This is a genomic window from Streptomyces sp. NPDC005799, from assembly GCF_040630525.1.
GTDB classification, from domain to species: domain Bacteria; phylum Actinomycetota; class Actinomycetes; order Streptomycetales; family Streptomycetaceae; genus Streptomyces; species Streptomyces griseorubiginosus_B.
Genome location: NZ_JBEXXQ010000150.1, coordinates 1 through 4,530, shown reverse-complemented (window position 1 = coordinate 4,530; position 4,530 = coordinate 1). Strand labels below are relative to the sequence as shown.

Annotated in this window: 3 protein-coding genes and 1 pseudogene; all 4 read right to left on the bottom strand. The window is 63.4% G+C overall.

Features of this window, described 5'->3' with window-relative positions:
• Positions 1 to 217: 217 nt before the first annotated feature.
• Entirely contained in the window at positions 218 to 976 is a 759-nt protein-coding gene (locus ABZ453_RS50495; RefSeq protein WP_359026739.1) for a heparin lyase I family protein, read from the bottom strand.
• A gap of 115 nt (positions 977 to 1,091) precedes the next feature.
• Entirely contained in the window at positions 1,092 to 1,985 is an 894-nt protein-coding gene (locus tag ABZ453_RS50490) for a chitosanase (protein WP_359026737.1), read from the bottom strand.
• A gap of 635 nt (positions 1,986 to 2,620) precedes the next feature.
• Positions 2,621 to 2,878, bottom strand: a pseudogene (locus tag ABZ453_RS50485) (ISKra4 family transposase); the annotation flags it as partial.
• 687 nt (positions 2,879 to 3,565) lie between these two features.
• A complete protein-coding gene (locus tag ABZ453_RS50480) occupies positions 3,566 to 3,862 on the bottom strand; it encodes a hypothetical protein (RefSeq protein WP_359026735.1) in 297 nt (98 codons plus the stop codon).
• Between the last annotated feature and the right edge of the window lie 668 nt (positions 3,863 to 4,530).

Genomic DNA, 4,530 nt, shown 5'->3' with positions numbered 1-4,530 from the left:
AGCGGCATCGTGACGGGACATTTTTCGTTTCTTCGAGGTGAGGGGCTTCTTCCAGTGCTGATCGCCCCACATCGATGTGTACGCCGGGTCCACGGGGCGCGATCCGCTGTGAACGTCCCCATGCGGGGTGCCAGCTGCCGGCTCCCCGGTTCAGACTCAGGCGAACGGCGGAGCCGTCGCCTGAGCTATCTCATCCAAGGAGCTGACGCTCTGCCGCTCAGCTCGTTTGCTGATAGGCTTTCAGGCCTTTGACAAGCAGGTATGTGCTCTTTAGGTGGTCCTTGTCTTTGAGCGAGCGGTAGATGCCCCACTTCGGCCGGGCACGTTGGCTCAGCCAGGTGTCCAGGCTCGACGCGTGTGCATCAACTACGGTGCGAGAGCCGTCGGTGAGCTTCCAGTTGATCGCCCCGTCCTTGTCGTCGAAGGTGACCTGGAGGTCGACCCCGATCCACTTGTTCTGCAGTGGGGCAAGTGCCGTATGGCCGACGATCTTCCCGCTCAGGGCGGAATTGAACTCGATCGTGGGGGTGCCGTCGTGTTGCCGTAGCGACATCACCATGATGGGAGCGCTGCCTGGCCCCGGCTTCTTGAACTGCATGATGTGGGTGAAGCTCGTGGTCGCTTCCAGGCTGGAGGGGATGTAAACAGAGTCGGTGAAGCGCCATGTCTGGCCTTTGAGTATCTGCAGGTCCGCACCGTCGGCCCGCATGCCCTTGACTTCGTTGCGCTGCCGGTCAGGGCTGGAGTCTCGCTCGTTCATGGGCATGTCGAAGCGGTACGCGCCATCCTGGACGTAGACGTGCTTCACGCCAGGGTCGGAGCTCGCCCGGTCGTCCTCGACCCCTTCGAACGCCTTCAGGCCCGCCCTTGCCGGATCCGCGGTCCAACGCTGCACCCAGTGCATGCCGTCTCCGTCTGCGGTGCTCCCCGGCCGCTGCACTCGCTGTGCCTCGCCGGCCATGGCGTTGCTACCCATGCCTACCAGGGCAAGCCCGCCCGTGGCCGCTGCGGCGGCGAGAACGGAGACGAATGCCTTGCGTCGTGGCCTTGAGATGTGTAATCCCACAGTGTCACCGCTTTCCTGTTCCGGGTCAGTTGATCGAGTAGGGGTCGCCGTAGACCTTCCAGTGCAGCGGCGGTTCAAGGTCGAGATTGTCGTCTCGCAGGAACACCCGCTGTTCGGTGTCGACCCTGCTGGTGTCGCTGTGCGCTCCCTCCGTCTTCATGGCGGCCTTGCGGGCATCCAGGAAGGCATTGAGGTAGGCGGTCTCGTCACCGCCCTGAGTAGGGGTCTTTGCCTTGCTCAGGGCGGTCTTGCGTATGCCGCCGAAGCTGTTCTTGTCATCGCCGGGGCCGTGCATGACGGTGGCGTCGTAGTAGATGAACTGCCCCAGCGTGCGCAGGCCGTCCTTCTTTGCCTGCTCCACGGCGGGGTCGAAGTACACCCTGTCACGCTCGGCGTCCTGGGCCTTCTGGAACACCGGATCCTTGGCCGCCGTATGCCAGGCTTTGACGAAGGCGTCGCCCAGGCCACTGTGGGAGTCTGTCCCGTTCACCCGCTTTAGAGCTGGGAGGAACGGGGCGAGCACGTTGTCCGGCTTCTTGTTGGTATACGCCTGGACGAGTTCGAGCATGTCCCCGGTGCCGGAGCAGAAGCCGATGATCCCTGCCGTGTAACCACGGCCGTCACGGATGTCCTCGATGTAGGTGTACTGCGCCTTCCAGTCGAGCGAGGAATTTTCCGCGCTCGACACCAGCTCCATGGCGATCTCCTTCTCGTGGGGATCGTCCAGCCCGGACACGGCGGCCTTCACCGCTGCTCCGGTGCCGTCGACCGTCTGCGCTGAGGACCCAGCCGGTACCCGGGGAAGCACCCCGGCGTGAGCCGTTCCGACAAGAGCCGCCGAACCGGCTGTCAGCAGCGCCGTCCCGAACACGAAAGCCGTAGTTCGCCGGGAGAGATGGCGTGAGGGGTTGTGTCGCATGCCTCTTCGTCCTCCTATGACATTGAGCCTTGCGAGTGCGGCGGAAAGGCTAGCGATCGTAAATTGAGAAAATTAGGGCAACTGGCCAGTACAGTGCGCTTCTTAAGTTTCATTTAAGGTGGGCTTGAGTTCAGGTTTAGCCTCGCCTTCGCGTACGGCGATCTCCTGAACCATCGAGCGCACTTTGTGTGCATTTCCTGTTCCATGCGGCGAAGGGGCAGTGAGTGCCACTCCTCGCCGTCGTGGGGAGAACGACGTGAGAGAACGACAACTGTCCCTGACGCAATGCCTAGTCGGTCGGCCATGCAACGGCCTGCCACCTGCGATTGGCGTGGGAGGCGCGGAGTTCCGTCGCCCGAAGCGTCGCCGTGATATCTGCCTCTACTTGACAGATGGCATCCATGCGAGCATCAATTGCAATCTGGCCAAATCATTTCCACAGCGACGCATGCAGGGACTGTCAGCCGGATTGCATGCTGCGGGACGGACGAAATTCGTGGAGACATCCCACAGTGCTGGCATGGCATGCAGCTCACGAACAGGCGCGGCTTCATCATGGGTGCCGTAACAGGGTCAATCCGTTATCGGTCTGCAAACCGCTGATGGGTGTGGCTCTCCTGTAGGGACGTTCCTGATCAGGCGGTGAGGCCGTAGTTGGGGTGGTCGGGAGTGGGGTAGAGGCGTTTGTGTTCGCGGGCGAGGTGAAATGCCTAGTAGGTGTTGAAGTCGCCGTTGTCTTTGAGGGCCCGGAGTTTGAGGATGGCCTCGGCGCCTTTGAGGCCCCAGCGGCTGCCGGTGATGTCGAGTCGGTCGCCCACGATGTGACGGCAGGCGCCTTCGATCGCGCCGGTGGCGATCGGCCAGCCCGCCGACAGGGCGGTGTCGTAGCGGAGTTGGCCGAGGAGCCTTTATCATTCCAAGAGTTCGCCGATTCCCCGCCCGGCCCCGGGTGAGCCGGCGCGAACCGTCCGGGCTGGTCCTCGATCAGCCAGCCCCGTTCCACCAGCCGCTTCAGCTTCCCCCGCGTCCCCTCGATCTTCGCGGTCACCGCGGGCAGCCCGATCCGGGGCACGATCTGCTTGGCCTGCATCGGCCCCGACGCGTCCGCGATCACCTCCACGATGTCCCGATAGACATCCGGCAGTACGTCCGTCGGGAGACCCTCCCGCCAGTGCGGCACCATGATCGCCCCCACCACCCGCACTTCGGGCTCCACCTGCGTCTCCGGCGCCGCCGACTCCCGCGGTGTCGCAGTCTCGACCACGTCCTGCCCGGACAACTCGCCGAGCACCTGGGCCACCGTCTCGCGCGTCACCCGCAGCCGCGACCACACCTCCCGCTCGCCCTCAAGACGCGCGGTCAACTCGGCGATATTCGCCTCGAGTTCCTCCACCCGGACACGGGCCGCGGCCTCCCGCGCCTCCAACTCCTCGATCAACGACACCATCGACGCCCCCTACTTCCCCCGCCACAGTAGAAGGACGCCTACCCCGCCCACACCGTCAACCGGCGTTCTTCCAGCTCAGGTCTTCCCCGGAGAAGAGCCACACCCATCGGGGCTACGTCGGCGTGGTAGTTCCTCACCAGCACCTGGCAGTTACAAAGATGTTCCAGTAGCCATCGTCACTATGGATCTCAATGGTTTTGATGTGTTTCGTCCTAATCTGGCCGGAATTACACTTCTGTGCCGCCTGTGATTTCGCTAGCTCGGTCGCCAGCTGCTTGGAGGGATCGACGCCGGCCCCGTCGACGACGCAGCGGCTGCCGCCTGTTGGTTGTGTGCAGGGTTCGGCGGCTGTTGCGGTGCTGACGGTGGCGAGTGTGGCGCTGCTGGCAAGGGTGGCAGTGATGAGGGCCTTGGCTATCAGTGTCCGCATGACTGGTGCTCCTTCCGATTCTTGTTCTGGGGCATGGAATCTGGTCATTTGGATCCTTACCTAGTTGGTGTTGTTGGTCGTAGAGGCAAACGACACGCTGCGATCTCTCGGGTTGGGGTCAGTGATCGGTGAGAGTCGGTGGTGCTGGTCTGGTGGTGTGCTGTGTCGGTGCTGGTCAGTGGGGTGCTGGGGCGGGACCGGCACTGTCATGAGGTGAGAGGTCGTGGGTGGGCGTTGCTGTCGTGGGGCTTTATCTCATGGCAGCTGATGCTGTCTCAGTTTCGTGAGTTGTCGACGCGGCATGTGCGTGCGGTCGCTGAGGTGGTGGGTGTTTCGGAGCGTACGGTGTGGCGCTGGCTGGAGCAGACGAATGTTTCCGGGAGTGTGGAGGCGCCGGTCCGGCGGGGGTATGCGGTGTCGGACGAGGTGTGGGAGTTGTTGGGTGAGGCGGAGGGTAATATCTCGGAGCTGAGGCGTCGGCTGGTGGCTGCCGGCGGTGAGGCCCCGGTTCCGTCGATGTCGACGTTGTGCCGGGTGGTCCGCAGGGATCGTCGGGCGGGGCGGGTTTTGCTTAGTGCGTTGTGGCTAACCGGATTTCGTTCGAGGTGTGCGGCGCGGGTGATCATCTGGACAGAGGTGCGGGTGCGGCCGCGGGCATGAAAGAACGG

Bases quoted from the DNA above. Each gene is read 5' to 3' on its own strand.
- ABZ453_RS50495 (WP_359026739.1), bottom strand. From the start codon at position 976: ATGGGTAGCAACGCCATGGCCGGCGAGGCACAGCGAGTGCAGCGGCCG.
- ABZ453_RS50490 (WP_359026737.1), bottom strand. From the start codon at position 1,985: ATGCGACACAACCCCTCACGCCATCTCTCCCGGCGAACTACGGCTTTC.
- ABZ453_RS50480 (WP_359026735.1), bottom strand. From the start codon at position 3,862: ATGCGGACACTGATAGCCAAGGCCCTCATCACTGCCACCCTTGCCAGC.